At 72.7% G+C, this 12760-nt stretch carries 13 protein-coding genes; 3 read left to right on the top strand and 10 right to left on the bottom strand.

The window, feature by feature from the left end:
• Positions 1-13: 13 nt before the first annotated feature.
• A complete protein-coding gene (gene argH / locus OG906_RS27160; RefSeq protein WP_267827275.1) occupies positions 14-1444 on the bottom strand; it encodes an argininosuccinate lyase in 1431 nt (476 codons plus the stop codon).
• Between the two features lie 104 nt (positions 1445-1548).
• The gene (locus OG906_RS27155; RefSeq protein WP_329446509.1) at positions 1549-2742 is read right to left on the bottom strand and encodes an argininosuccinate synthase; all 1194 of its coding nucleotides are present in this window, start codon (positions 2740-2742) and stop codon (positions 1549-1551) included.
• A gap of 254 nt (positions 2743-2996) precedes the next feature.
• Here OG906_RS27155 and OG906_RS27150 point away from each other — a divergent pair, with 254 nt between their 5' ends.
• Together OG906_RS27150 and OG906_RS27145 are read left to right on the top strand one after the other, a co-directional pair.
• Positions 2997-3578 carry a pyridoxamine 5'-phosphate oxidase family protein gene (locus tag OG906_RS27150; RefSeq protein ID WP_267827277.1) on the top strand — a complete coding sequence of 194 codons (582 nt, stop codon included), beginning with the start codon at positions 2997-2999 and terminating at the stop codon, positions 3576-3578.
• 3 nt (positions 3579-3581) lie between these two features.
• The gene (locus OG906_RS27145) at positions 3582-4277 is read left to right on the top strand and encodes a L,D-transpeptidase family protein (protein ID WP_392894020.1); all 696 of its coding nucleotides are present in this window, start codon (positions 3582-3584) and stop codon (positions 4275-4277) included.
• Here OG906_RS27145 and OG906_RS27140 read toward each other — a convergent pair.
• The 8 genes from OG906_RS27140 to OG906_RS27105 all read right to left on the bottom strand — a co-directional run bounded on the left by OG906_RS27140 (position 4274) and on the right by OG906_RS27105 (position 11838).
• On the bottom strand, positions 4274-4438 hold the full coding sequence (locus tag OG906_RS27140; protein WP_329446507.1) for a hypothetical protein: 165 nt from the start codon (positions 4436-4438) through the stop codon (positions 4274-4276). The two genes, OG906_RS27145 and OG906_RS27140, sit on opposite strands and share 4 nt — an antisense overlap.
• 42 nt (positions 4439-4480) lie before the next feature.
• Complete coding sequence (locus tag OG906_RS27135) at positions 4481-5017, bottom strand: arginine repressor (protein WP_053681932.1); 537 nt, start codon at positions 5015-5017, stop codon at positions 4481-4483.
• 7 nt (positions 5018-5024) lie between these two features.
• Positions 5025-6251 (bottom strand): acetylornithine transaminase, encoded by a 1227-nt coding sequence (locus OG906_RS27130; protein ID WP_329446504.1) that lies wholly within the window; start codon positions 6249-6251, stop codon positions 5025-5027.
• A complete protein-coding gene (gene argB / locus OG906_RS27125) occupies positions 6248-7156 on the bottom strand; it encodes an acetylglutamate kinase (RefSeq protein ID WP_267797522.1) in 909 nt (302 codons plus the stop codon). Before argB ends, OG906_RS27130 begins: the two co-directional genes overlap by 4 nt.
• Positions 7153-8310: a bifunctional glutamate N-acetyltransferase/amino-acid acetyltransferase ArgJ gene (argJ, locus tag OG906_RS27120; protein WP_329446502.1), complete on the bottom strand. Its 1158-nt coding sequence runs from the start codon at positions 8308-8310 to the stop codon at positions 7153-7155. The genes argB and argJ overlap by 4 nt, the downstream gene beginning before the upstream one ends.
• On the bottom strand, positions 8307-9335 hold the full coding sequence (argC, locus tag OG906_RS27115) for an N-acetyl-gamma-glutamyl-phosphate reductase (protein WP_329446500.1): 1029 nt from the start codon (positions 9333-9335) through the stop codon (positions 8307-8309). The genes argJ and argC overlap by 4 nt, the downstream gene beginning before the upstream one ends.
• Positions 9336-9599: 264 nt before the next feature.
• The gene (locus OG906_RS27110; protein WP_329446498.1) at positions 9600-10352 is read right to left on the bottom strand and encodes an N-acetyltransferase; all 753 of its coding nucleotides are present in this window, start codon (positions 10350-10352) and stop codon (positions 9600-9602) included.
• A gap of 31 nt (positions 10353-10383) precedes the next feature.
• Positions 10384-11838, bottom strand: a complete 1455-nt coding sequence (locus OG906_RS27105; RefSeq protein ID WP_329446496.1) for an aminotransferase-like domain-containing protein — start codon at positions 11836-11838, stop codon at positions 10384-10386.
• On the opposite strand from OG906_RS27105, the gene OG906_RS27100 reads away from it, so the two are divergent.
• A complete protein-coding gene (locus tag OG906_RS27100) occupies positions 11837-12742 on the top strand; it encodes a DMT family transporter (protein WP_329446493.1) in 906 nt (301 codons plus the stop codon). The two genes, OG906_RS27105 and OG906_RS27100, sit on opposite strands and share 2 nt — an antisense overlap.
• The last annotated feature ends 18 nt before the right edge of the window (positions 12743-12760 follow it).

Raw genomic sequence — 12760 nt, 5'->3', positions numbered from 1 at the left:
ACCGCTGGTGCGGCTACTGCTTGTGGGTCGCCCAGGCGTGCTGGATGACCAGGTCGGCCTTGAGCTCGGTGAGCTGGGTGGCCACCGCCGAGGGGGCGGTGCCGCCGCGGCCGTTGCGGGAGGCCAGGGCCCCGGCGACGTTCAGGACGGTGCGGACCTCGGGCGTGAGGTGCTCCGAGATCTTCGCGAACTGCTCGTCGGTGAGCTCGTCCAGCTCGATGTCGAGCGCCTCGCACTCCTTGACGCACTCGCCGGCGACCTCGTGCGCCACCCGGAACGGCACACCCTGCTTGACCAGCCACTCCGCGATGTCGGTGGCGAGGGAGAAGCCCGCCGGAGCCAGCTCCTCCATCCGCTCCCTGTTGATCGTGAGGGTGGCCATCATGCCGGTGAAGGCGGGGAGCAGGACTTCGAGGGTGTCGCAGGAGTCGAAGACGGGCTCCTTGTCCTCCTGGAGGTCCCGGTTGTAGGCGAGCGGGAGGGCCTTCAGGGTGGCGAGCAGGCCGGTCAGGTTGCCGATGAGCCGACCCGACTTGCCGCGCGCCAGCTCCGCGATGTCCGGGTTCTTCTTCTGCGGCATGATCGACGAGCCGGTGGAGAAGGCGTCGTGCAGGGTCACGAAGGAGAACTCCTTCGTGTTCCAGATGATGATCTCCTCCGCGATCCGGGACAGGTTGATCCCGATCATCGCGGTGATGAAGGCGAACTCGGCGACGAAGTCCCGGGAGGCGGTGCCGTCGATCGAGTTGCCGACCGAGCCGCGCTCGAAGCCCAGGTCGGCGGCGACCGCCTCCGGGTCCAGGCCCAGCGAGGAGCCCGCGAGGGCGCCCGAGCCGTACGGGGAGACCGCGGTCCGGGTGTCCCACTGGCGCAGCCGCTCGGCGTCCCGGGACAGGGACTGCACGTGGGCCAGCACGTGGTGGGCGAACAGCACCGGCTGCGCGTGCTGGAGGTGGGTCCGGCCCGGCATGGCCACGTCGGCGTGCGTCTCGGCGAGGCCGACCAGGGCGTCCTGGAGGTCCGCGATCAGGCCGCCGACGATCCGGGCGTGGTCGCGCAGGTACATCCGGAAGAGGGTGGCCACCTGGTCGTTGCGGGACCGGCCGGCGCGCAGCTTGCCGCCGAGGTCGGCGCCGAGCCGCTCCAGGAGACCCCGCTCCAGGGCGGTGTGGACGTCCTCGTCGGCGATGGTGCCGACGAAGGAGCCGTCGGCCACGTCGGCCTCCAGCCGGTCCAGGCCGTCGGTCATCCGGTCCAGTTCCTCGGCCGTCAGCAGACCCGCCTTGTGCAGGACGCGGGCGTGGGCCCGGGAACCGGCGATGTCGTACGGCGCGAGACGCCAGTCGAAGTGGACCGACGCGGACAGTTTCGCGAGGGCCTCGGCGGGGCCGTCGGCGAACCGGCCGCCCCAGAGCCGGACGTCACCACCGTTGTTGCTGCTCACAGCTACTGCTCCTCAGGACTGCATGCTCGGATGTGCGCGGACTCCCCGCCGCGGAGGTGTCGGGGAGGCCGAACTCGCACTGCGCAACGACCCAACGACTGGACTCAGGCGAGGTCGCGGCGTGCGGCGATCTTCGACGACAGGCCGAAGATCTCGATGAACCCCTGGGCCTTGGACTGGTCGAAGGTGTCGCCCGAGTCGTAGGTGGCCAGGTTGAAGTCGTAGAGCGACACGTCCGACCTGCGCCCCGTGACGACGGCGCGGCCGCCGTGCAGGGTCATCCGGATGTCGCCGCTCACGTACCGGTTGGCCTCGTCGAGGAAGCCGTCCAGGGCGCGCTTGAGCGGGGAGAACCACAGGCCGTCGTAGACCAGCTCGCCCCAGCGCTGCTCGACCTGCCGCTTGTGGCGGGCCAGTTCACGTTCGACGGTGACGTTCTCCAGCTCCTGGTGGGCCGTGATCAGCGCGATCGCGCCCGGAGCCTCGTACACCTCACGGGACTTGATGCCCACGAGGCGGTCCTCGACGATGTCGATCCGGCCGACGCCCTGGGCGCCGGCGCGCTCGTTGAGCTGCCGGATGGCCTGGAGCACGCTGACGGGCCTGCCGTCGAGGGCGACCGGGACGCCCTCCTTGAAGGAGATGACGACCTCGTCGGCCTCGCGCGGGAGGGCCGGGTTCGCGGTGTACTCGTAGATGTCCTCGATCGGCGCGTTCCAGATGTCCTCCAGGAACCCCGTCTCGACCGCGCGCCCGAAGACGTTCTGGTCGATGGAGTACGGGGACTTCCTGGTCGTCGCGATCGGGAGGTTCTCCTGCTCGCAGAAGGCGATCGCCTTGTCCCGGGTCATCGCGTAGTCGCGGACCGGGGCGACGCACTTCAGGTCGGGGCCGAGGGCGGCGATGCCGGCCTCGAAGCGGACCTGGTCGTTGCCCTTGCCGGTGCAGCCGTGGGCGACGGTCGAGGCGCCGTGCTTGCGGGCGGCCGCCACCAGGTGCTTGACGATGACCGGCCGGGACAGCGCCGACACCAGCGGATAGCGGTCCATGTAGAGGGCGTTCGCCTTGATCGCCGGAAGGCAGTACTCGTTCGCGAACTCGTCCTTGGCGTCCACGACCTCGGCCTCGACGGCACCGCAGGCGAGGGCGCGCTTGCGGATGACGTCCAGGTCCTCGCCGCCCTGGCCGACGTCCACGGCGACGGCGACGACCTCGGCGCCCGTCTCCTCGGCGATCCAACCGATGGCGACGGAGGTGTCCAGGCCGCCCGAGTAGGCGAGTACGACGCGCTCGGTCACGGGTGCCTCCTCACGGTGTGTTCGACACGATGCATTCAACGACAGGCATAACTATGCACTGCTCCGTATGTTTCGTCAATCCACCACCCTCGTCCGCTCCTGGCCTGCGGTTATTCGACGGCCTGTGCCGCATGACCGCCCGTGGCATCGGCGCAACGAGGCCGAGGAAGACCGCGCCGGCGTGGGTGGGCACCCCGGGTCTCACGAGGTGAAACCCGCGGCGGTCGCCGTCGCCGACGGGAGATGATCAGGTCATGGGAAAACTCCACGAACGGATCGACGGCCGGCTGCGGAAGTTCATCGAGGAGCAGCCGGTCTTCTTCACCGCGACCGCGCCGCTCGCCGGGGACGGTCATGTCAACCTCTCCCCCAAGGGCCGCGCCGGGACCCTCGTCGTCATCGACGAGCAGACCCTCGCCTACCTCGACTTCGGCGGCAGCGGCGCCGAGACCGTCGCCCACGTCCGGGAGAACGGCCGCATCACGCTGATGTGGTGCGCGTTCTCCGGACCGCCGAACATCGTGCGCATCCACGGCGAGGGCGAGGCGGTCTTCCGTGACGATCCGCGCTGGGCCGAGCTGATCCCCCTGTTCGGGGAGGCCGACGGGCCCTCGGCGCGGGCGATCGTCGTGGTCCACGCCCGCCGGATCGCGGACGTGTGCGGCTATGCCGTCCCCCTCATGGAGTACCAGGGCGAGCGCACCCTGCACGCGGAGTACTTCGGCCGCAAGACGGACGAGGAGTTCGCCGAGTACTGCGAGAAGAAGGACCACATCGGATCCAGTCTCGACGGCCTGCCTGCACTGCCTCTGCCCCTCCCTGCCCGTACCGTCTGACGGGTGCTGCGTACCGTTCTCCTCGCCGGTTCACTGTTCGTCACCAGCCTGTCGTGGCCCGGCCCCACGCCCCTGCCCGAGCGACTCGCCGACACCGGGGGCGGCAGTCAACTGATCGTCGCCGTGGCTCCCTCCGCCGGGTCCACGACGGGCCGGCTGACCTGGTGGGACCGGCGCGCGGGCCGCTGGTACGAGGCGGGCAGCGCCCCCGCGCGGTTCGGGGCGAACGGCCTGGCCGAGGGCGCCACCCGGGTCCAGGGCACGAGCACCACCCCGACCGGCCTGTACGGGCTGCCGTACGCCTTCGGCATCGAGGCCCCGCCCCCGGGCACGGAGTACCGCGGCCGGTACCGGCGGGTGACCGAGCGTTCCTGGTGGTGCCAGGACAACGCGTCGAGCAGCTACAACCGCTGGGTGGAGCCGCTGCCCGCCGACTGCGCGCCGGGCGAGGCCGAGCACCTGGTCACGTACCGCGAGCAGTACGCGTACGCGCTGGTGATGGACTTCAACTACGACCGGCCGGTGCGCGGCCGGGGCGCGGGCATCTTCCTGCACGTCGACGGCAAGGGCGCGACGGCGGGCTGCGTGTCCGTGCCGCAGCGGTCGATGCGGGCGATCCTGCGCTGGGCGGACCCCCGGCGGCGCCCGCACATCGCGGTCGGCACACAGGACGGCCCGCTGGCCGTGACGCGGTACTAGGCCGCCTCTTTCGGATCTTGCCGGCGGTCGAGGAGCAGCTCGGCGGCGGCCACCCCCGTCGCGTCGCCGGTGACGACGGCCGAGTGGTACGGGTCCAGGTCCAGGCCGGCGACGGCCACGGCGAGGGCCCGGCCGGCGGTCGCCCGGGGCCGCCACCGCACGCCGACCCCAAGGCGCCCACCCGGGGCTCAGTCGGGCGGGGCTCAGCCCTCCTTCTGCGCCAACCGCAGCAGGTGGTCGGCGAGGGCCTGACCTCCCGCCGGATCACGGCTGATGAGCATCAGGGTGTCGTCGCCGGCGATGGTGCCGAGGATCTCCCGGAGTTCGGCCTGGTCGATCGCGGACGCGAGGAACTGGGCCGCACCGGGCGGGGTGCGCAGGACCACGAGGTTCGCGGAGGCCTCGGCGGAGATCAGCAGTTCCCCGGAGAGGCGCCGCATGCGCTCCTCCTTCGCGGACTCGCCGAGCGGGGCCTGCGGGGTGCGGAAGCCGCCCTCGCTGGGGACCGCGTAGATCAGCTCGCCGCCCGTGTTGCGGATCTTCACCGCGCCCAGCTCGTCGAGGTCCCGCGAGAGCGTGGCCTGGGTGACGCTCAGCCCGTCGTCGGCGAGCAGCTTGGCCAACTGGCTCTGCGAGCGCACCGGTTGCCGGTTGAGGATGTCCACGATCCGGCGGTGGCGTGCGGTGCGGGTCTGGGGGACGGACTGGCCGTTCTGCTCGTGTTCCTGCGCCTGACTCATCGTCGTCTCATTCCCCGGTTCGTCCGTCCCCGTTGGCTGCGTCCTTGGCTGCGTCGAGCACGCCGGGCAGGGCCCGGAGGAACGCGTCCGCCTCTGCCTCCGTCAGTACGTACGGGGGCATCAGCCGTACGACGTCGGGGGCGGGCGCGTTCACCAGGAAGCCGGCGTCCTGAGCCGCCTGCTGCACCAGGGCTGCGAGCGGCTCGGTCAGCACGATACCCAGCAGGAGGCCGGCGCCGCGGACGTGGGAGACCAGGTCGTGGCCCAGGCCCTCGATCCCGGAGCGCAGCCGTTCGCCGCGGACCTTGACCCGGTCGAGCAGGCCGTCGGCGGCGATGGTGTCGATCACGGCGAGTCCGGCGGCGCAGGCGACCGGGTTCCCGCCGAAGGTGGTGCCGTGCTGGCCGGGCCGGAGCAGGTCGGCGGCCGGTCCGAAGGCGGCGACGGCGCCGATCGGCAGGCCGCCGCCCAGGCCCTTCGCGAGTGTGACGAGGTCGGGTTCGACGCCCTCGTGGGCCTGATGCTCGAACCACTGGCCGCACCGCCCGATGCCGGTCTGCACCTCGTCGAGCACGAGCAGGGTCCCGGTGGCCCGGGTGATCTCACGGGCGGCCGTCAGGTAGCCCGCGGGCGGGACGACGACGCCGTTCTCGCCCTGGATCGGCTCGATGATCACCAGCGCGGTCTCTTCCGTGACGGCGGCCCGCAGGGCCTCCACGTCGCCGTAGGGGACGTGCGTGACCTCGCCGGGCAGGGGCAGGAAGGGCTGCTGCTTCCCGGGCTGGCCGGTGAGCGCGAGGGCGCCCATGGTGCGGCCGTGGAAGCCGCCGTCGGTGGCCACCATGTGGGTCCGCCCGGTCAACCGGCCGATCTTGAAGGCGCCCTCGACGGCCTCGGCGCCGGAGTTGCAGAAGAAGATCCGCCCCGGCCGGTCGAAGAGCTGGAGCAGTCGCTCGCCGAGCTCCAACACCGGCCCGGAGGCGTACAGGTTGGAGACGTGGCCCAGGGTGGAGACCTGGGAGGTGACCGCCGACACGATCGCCGGGTGCGCGTGGCCCAGGGCGTTGACCGCGATGCCGCCCACGAAGTCGGTGTACTGCTTGCCGTCCGCGTCCCAGACCTGGGCGCCCTCGCCGCGCACGAGGGCCACGGTCGGGGTGCCGTAGTTGTCGGTCAGCGTGCGCTGCCAGCGGGCGGCGAAGCGCTGGTTGCCGGTCTCCTGGTTTCCGGTCATGCGGGTTCCCCTCCCTGTGCGTCGGGCACGACCATCGTGCCGATTCCCTCGTCGGTGAAGATCTCCAACAGGATCGAGTGCTGGACCCGTCCGTCGATCACGCGGGCGGTGTTCACCCCGTTGCGCACGGCGTGCAGGCAGCCCTCCATCTTGGGCACCATGCCGCTGGACAGCTCGGGGAGCAGTTTCTCCAGCTCGCCGACGGTGAGCCGGCTGATCACCTCGTCGCTGTTCGGCCAGTCCGCGTACAGGCCCTCGACGTCGGTGAGGACCATCAGCGTCTCGGCGCCCAGGGCGGCGGCGAGGGCCGCGGCCGCCGTGTCGGCGTTGACGTTGTAGACGTGGTGGTCGTCGGCGCTGCGCGCGATGGAGGAGATGACCGGGATCCGGCCGTCGGCCAGGAGTGCCTCGATCGCGCCCGTCTCGATGGCGGTGATCACGCCGACCCGACCGATGTCGACGAGCTCGCCGCCGATCTGCGGGCTGTGCTTGGTCGCGGTGATGGTGTGGGCGTCCTCGCCGGTCATGCCGACGGCGAGCGGCCCGTGCTGGTTGAGCAGCCCGACCAGCTCGCGCTGGACCTGCCCCGCCAGCACCATCCGTACGACGTCCATGGCCTCGGGCGTGGTGACGCGCAGACCCGCCTTGAACTCGCTGACCAGGCCCTGCTTGTCCAGCTGGGCGTTGATCTGCGGTCCGCCGCCGTGCACGACGACGGGGCGCAGGCCGGCCTGGCGCAGGAAGACCACGTCCTGGGCGAAGGCGGCCTTGAGGTTCTCGTCGATCATGGCGTTGCCGCCGAACTTGATCACGACGATCTTGCCGTTGTGGCGGGTGAGCCAGGGCAGGGCCTCGATGAGGATCTCGGCCTTGGGGAGCGCGGTGTGCTTCCTCGCGGTGCTCATGAGCTGTACGCGCTGTTCTCGTGGACGTACTCGGCGGTCAGGTCGTTGGTCCAGATCACCGCGGACGCGGAGCCGTTCGCCAGGTCGGCGGTGATGCGGACCTCGCGGTCCTTCATCGAGACCAGGTCGCGGTCCTCGCCGACCGAGCCGTTGCGGCACACCCAGACGCCGTTGATGGCGACGTTCAGCCGGTCCGGGTCGAAGGCGGCCCGGGTGGTGCCGATGGCGGAGAGCACCCGGCCCCAGTTGGGGTCCTCGCCGTGGAGGGCGCACTTGAGGAGGTTGTTGCGGGCGATGGACCGGCCGACCTCGACCGCGTCGTCCTCGCTGAGCGCGCCGACGACCTCGACGCGGATGTCCTTGCTCGCGCCCTCGGCGTCGCCGATGAGCTGCCGGGCGAGGTCGTCGCAGACCGTCCGTACGGCCTCGGCGAAGTCCTCGTACGCGGGCACCCGGGCGGACGCGCCCGAGGCGAGCAGCAGCACGGTGTCGTTGGTGGACATGCAGCCGTCGGAGTCGACCCGGTCGAAGGTGGTGCGGGTGGCGGCGCGCAGCGCCTTGTCGAGGGTGGGCCCGTCCAGGTCGGCGTCGGTGGTGAGGACGACGAGCATGGTGGCGAGTCCCGGGGCGAGCATGCCCGCGCCCTTGGCCATGCCGCCGACGGTCCAGCCGTCCCGGGTGGCGGTGGCCGTCTTGTGCACGCTGTCGGTCGTCTTGATGGCGATGGCCGCGTCCTCGCCGCCGTCGGCGGAGAGGGCGGTGACCGCGGTGTCGACGCCGGCGAGCAGCTTGTCCATGGGGAGCAGGACGCCGATCAGGCCGGTGGAGGCGACGGCGATCTCGCCGGCGTTGTGTTCGCCGCCGAGCGCCTCGGCGACCTTCTCCGCCGTGGCGTGGGTGTCCTGGAAGCCCTTGGGGCCGGTACAGGCGTTGGCGCCGCCGGAGTTGAGGACGACCGCGCTGACGGCGGCGCCGCGCAGGACCTGCTCGGACCAGTGCACGGGTGCGGCCTTGACGCGGTTGGAGGTGAAGACGCCCGCGGCGGCCAGACGCGGCCCGTTGTTGACCACGAGGGCCAGGTCGGGGCTGCCGTTCGCCTTGATCCCGGCGGCGATGCCCGCCGCCGTGAATCCCTGTGCTGCCGTGACGCTCACGGTGCGACTCCGATCGTGGAAAGACCCAGGCCCTCGTCGAAACCGAGGGCGATGTTCATGCTCTGCACCGCGCCGCCGGCGGTGCCCTTGGTCAGGTTGTCGATGGCGCTGATCGCGATGATCCGCCCGGCGGACTCGTCGTACGCCACCTGCACGTGGGCGGCGTTGGAGCCGTGCACGGACTTGGTGACGGGCCACTGCCCCTCGGGGAGGAGGCGTACGAAGGGCTCGTCGGCGTAGGCCTTCTCGTACGCGGCGCGGACCGTGTCGGCGGTGGTGCCGGGGAGCGCCTTGGCGGAGCAGGTGGCGAGGATGCCCCGGGCCATGGGCACCAGGGTGGGCGTGAAGGACACCGAGACCCGCCGGCCGGCGAGGGGGCTCAGGTTCTGCACCATCTCGGGGGTGTGGCGGTGGCCGCCGCCCACGCCGTACGGGCTGACCGCGCCCATCACCTCGGAGCCGAGCAGGTGGGGCTTGAGGGCCTTGCCGGCGCCGGAGGTGCCGGTGGCGGCCACGATCACGGCCTCCGGCTCGGCGAGCCCGGCGGCGTAGGCCGGGAACAGCGCGAGCGAGACGGCGGTCGGGAAGCAGCCGGGAACGGCGATACGCTTGGCCCGCTCCAACGCGGCGCGGGCGCCGGGGAGCTCGGGGAGTCCGTAGGGCCAGGTACCGGCGTGCGGAGCGCCGTAGAACCGGTCCCAGTCGGCGGAGTCCTTGAGCCGGTGGTCGGCGCCCATGTCGACGACGAGCACGTCCTCGCCGAGCCGCGCGGCGACGGCGGCGGACTGGCCGTGCGGCAGGGCGAGGAAGACGACGTCGTGTCCGGCGAGGACCTCGGGCGTGGTCGCCTCAAGGGTCCGGTCGGCGAGCGGTCCGAGGTGCGGTTGCAGGGTGCCGAGGGATTGGCCCGCGTTGGAGTTGCCGGTCAGCGCGCCGATCTCCACCTCGGGGTGCGAGAGCAGCAGGCGCAGGACTTCACCGCCCGCGTATCCGCTCGCTCCGGCCACCGCTACACGTACCACCATCGGACCTCCTCATCGATGGCATGACTATACGTATCTACGCAGGTTTATGCAAAGCTCCGCATCGCCGGGCAGCGCACCGCTCACTCGGCACCACCGCGGCCCGCGCAGGTGTCGCCCGTCCGTTTCGGTCGCGGGGCGCGGCAGTGCGCGGGGTGAGCGCGCCGCCTGGTTCCGCGACAGCGGGGGAACCTGGTGGTGATCGGCGAGCCGATCCTCTGACCGACCCGCCGGGGCCGGCCCCGGCGCGGCCTCGACCCGCTCGGCTCAGCCGAGCGGGTGCCGCACCCACACGTTCGGTTCCACGTACACCGCGTACCCGTGCTCCGCCTCGCACCGGACGGGGGCGAGCGCGCCGGGCACCCGTACCGGGCCGGTCGCGTCGAAGGGCAGCCCGGTCCACTCCCGCCAGTCGGCCAGGGACCCGCTGATCGTCATGGACAGCGGGGCCACGGAGTCGATGACGGCCCCCGCGCGGACGTGGACCCGCAGCCACGGGTCGTGGGGCAGCCCGTCCGCACGGGTGCGGTACGCGTACTCCTCCATCGGGGTGTCCGGCTCGGCGTGCTTGCCGTTCGGCCGTACGGGAGCCACGACCTCGGCGAAGCCGCGGGCGCGGGCGTTGTCCCGCATGGCCGCGAGCATCCGGCCGGACAGCCCCTCGCCCTGCCGGTCGGCGGCGACGGTGATCTCGATGGCGCTGACCGTGTCGGGCGCGGCACCGCGCCGCAGGTCGGAGAAGGCCCACAGCAGGACCTGGTCCCAGCCGCGGGCGGGCAGCACGCCGGCGCCGCGACCTTCCGCGTGCAGGGCGAAGGGCAGGCTGAACGCCCTGGCGATCACCGCGTCGCCGTCCGTGGCGACGAGCACGTGGTCGGGGAACTCGGCCACCATGCGCGGGTACAGCAACCAGGCCAGCGAGTCGTGACCGGCGAACGGGGGCCACGGGTCCTTCATGTCCCAGAGCCGGGCGGCCAGTTCGGGACGTCGGGCCAGGGTGGTGATCTCGATGCCGGTCATGGGCGCAGGCTAGGCGCGGCGCGCCCGCCCCTCAACCGAATTGCGGGGCGGCGTCACGCGTGGGGCCGAGGCCGGATCGCAGCCGTTGGGCGGCCTCGGTCAGCTCCCCCGCGCCGGCGACGCCGGCGAAGCTGAGCCGTACGTGGGGCCCCGGCGGTTCCGCGCCGAAGTAGGGGCGGCCGGGCGCGACCGCGACCCCGGCGCGGAGGGCCGACGCGACGAAGGCGGCCTCGTCCGCGCCGTCCGCGAGCCGGAGCCACAACTGGTATCCGCCGGAGGGCGGTTGGGGGAGGGTCAGGGCGGGCAGTTCCCGGCGCAGGGCGCCCGCGAGGACGTCCCGGCGGTGCCGCAGCTCGGCGGCGACGGCCCGCAGGTGTCGGGGCCAGGCGGGCGCGCCGACCAGTTCGAGGGCGGCCTCCTGGAGCGGGCGCGAGACGAAGAAGCTGTCGACGACCTGGATGGCGCGCAACCGGTCGAGGACCGGGCCCCGGGCGGCCAGCGCCCCCACGCGCAGGCTGGGCGAGGTCGCCTTGGTCAGCGACCGGACGTGGACGACGACCCCGTCGGCGTCGTCGGCGGCGAGGGTGGCGGGCAGCGGGTCGGCGTCCTCGTGGGCCAGGTTCCGCGCGTAGTCGTCCTCGACCACGAAGGCCCCGGCCGCGCGGGCGATCCGGACGACCTCCGTGCGGCGCGCGGCCGCCAGGACGGCGCCGGTCGGGTTCTGGAACAGCGGCTGGCAGACGAAGACGCGGGCGCCCGTCGCCTCGAAGGCGGCCGCCAGCAACTCCGGGCGGACCCCCTCGGCGTCGACGGGGACCGGCACGGGGCGGCAGCCGGAGGCGCGGGCGATGGCGAGCAGTCCGGGGTAGGTGGGCGACTCCACCAGGATCGGCGCGCCGGGCGGGGCCAGCGCCCGCAGCGCGGTGGTCAGGGCGCTCTGCCCGCCCGCGGTGACCAGCACGTCGGCCGCCGACACCGCGCCGCCGATCTCGCGGGCGAACCAGTCGCGCAGCTCGGGCAGCCCCTCCACCGGGGGCCTGCTCCACGCGCCGGGCCGGCGGCCGGCGCGGGCGAGGGCGGCCGCCATGGCCCGCTCGGGCTGGAGCGAGGGGTGCAGGTAGCCGCTGTTGAGCTCGATCACACCGGACGGCGGGGCGGCCAGCGAGACGAGCACCCCGGAGGCGTCCACGGACCGCGGGACCACGTCGCCGGCGCCCTCCCCGCTGAGGGTGACCTCCTGCCAGGAGGTGTCCCCGGACGCCGGTTCCGCGGAGCGCGGTCGGGCCCGGAAGACCCCGGCGCCGGGGCGGGTGACGACCAGCCCCTCGGCCGCGAGCAGGGCGAGGGCGCGCGACACGGTGACCGGGCTGACCCGGTAGTGCTCCACCAGGGCCCGACTCGACGGCAGCTTTCCACCCACCGAGTAGCGGTTGAGTTCCGACTTGAGGGATTCAGCCAGCTCCGCCGCACTGCTACGCTCGTACATGACAGCACAGAATAGCGCTACTCGTCCGACCTCGATAGCAGTTCAGGGAAGGGCCGGTAGCGGATCCGCTCTCGCCGGCCTCGGGGTCGTCGCCTTCTCGCTGACCTTTCCCGCCACCGCGTGGGGCCTGGAGAGCTTCGGCCCCTGGTCCCTCGTCGCCGTGCGCAGCGTCCTCGCCGCGATGATCGCGGGCGCCTTCCTGCTGGCCCGCCGGGCGCCGCTGCCCTCCCGCGCGCACTGGGCGGGGCTCGCTGTCGTCGCCGCGGGGGTCGTCGTCGGCTTCCCCCTGCTCACCACCCTCGCGCTCCAGACCTCCACCACCTCGCACGCCGCCGTCGTGGTCGGCCTGCTCCCGCTGACCACCGCCGTGGTGTCCTCGCTGCGCACGGGGGCCCGGCCGTCGAGGCGGTTCTGGGCCGCGGCCGTCGCCGGGGCGGTGATCGTGCTCGGCTTCACCCTGGGTCAGAGCGGCGGCTCCCTCTCGGCCGGCGACGGCTACCTCTTCGGGGCGCTGCTCGTGTGCGCCGCCGGCTACACCGAGGGCGGGCGGCTCGCCCGCCTGCTGCCGGGCTGGCAGGTGATCGGCTGGGCGTTGGTGCTGTGCCTGCCGCTCAGCCTCGCCGGTTCCGTGCTCGGCCTGGCGTACGAGCCGGTGCACCTGACCGCGCACGGGGTGATCGGGCTGGTCTGGGTGGCGGCCGGCTCGACCTTCCTGGGTCTGTACGTCTGGTATCGGGGCATGGCCGAGATCGGCGCGGCCCGGGCCAGCCAGCTCCAGCTCGCGCAGCCCCTGCTGACGCTGGTCTGGTCGGTGGCGCTGCTCGGCGAGCACATGTCCCCGGCCGCACCGGTGGCGGCCGGTGCGGTTCTCGTCTGCATCGCGGTGACACAGCGGGTCAAATAGTGCGGGAACGACCTAAAC

Source organism: Streptomyces sp. NBC_01426 (assembly GCF_036231985.1).
In the GTDB taxonomy this organism is placed as follows: domain Bacteria; phylum Actinomycetota; class Actinomycetes; order Streptomycetales; family Streptomycetaceae; genus Streptomyces.
Note: the sequence above shows the minus strand (reverse complement) of the source record. Positions and strands in the feature narration are given on the sequence as shown.